Source organism: Streptomyces sp. DH37 (assembly GCF_029813835.1).
GTDB lineage: Bacteria > Actinomycetota > Actinomycetes > Streptomycetales > Streptomycetaceae > Streptomyces.
Genome location: NZ_JARVKV010000220.1, coordinates 1 through 414, shown reverse-complemented (window position 1 = coordinate 414; position 414 = coordinate 1). Strand labels below are relative to the sequence as shown.

The following is a 414-nucleotide window of genomic DNA, read 5'->3' as shown; positions in this document are numbered from 1 at the left end:
CGGTGAGCAGGCCGTCGGCGAGTGCCGCGCTCGGGTTCGCGGCCGGGGTCACCCGGTGCGGCTCGGCGAGCGTGTTCTTCGCGTACACGTCGGAGTCGGCGAGTGTGACCGCCTCGGTGATGCGCGACGAGCCGAGGCTGCGCACGTCGATCGTGACCTGTGCGGTCTCCGCCAGGTCGCGGGTGTCGAGGAAGACCGCGGCCCGGTCCTCGTCGACGGTCGCGACGGCGTCGAGGCCGGATGCCTCGCCGTGGCGCGCCGTGTGGTACGTCGGCGCCTCGTTGACGGGCCGGATCTCCTCGCCGGTAGCGTGCCGACTCGTGATCGAGAACGGGTGGAAGGTCGTCTGCCGCCAGGCCGGGCCGCCGGGCTCGGTCATGATCGGGGCGATCACGTTGACGAGCTGTGCGAGGG

1 protein-coding gene is annotated in these 414 nt (G+C 72.5%); it reads right to left on the bottom strand.

From position 1 onward, the window contains the following. Positions 1–414 (bottom strand): alpha-L-arabinofuranosidase C-terminal domain-containing protein (locus tag QC029_RS30755; RefSeq protein ID WP_279559121.1); only part of this gene is annotated, 414 nt, incomplete at both ends.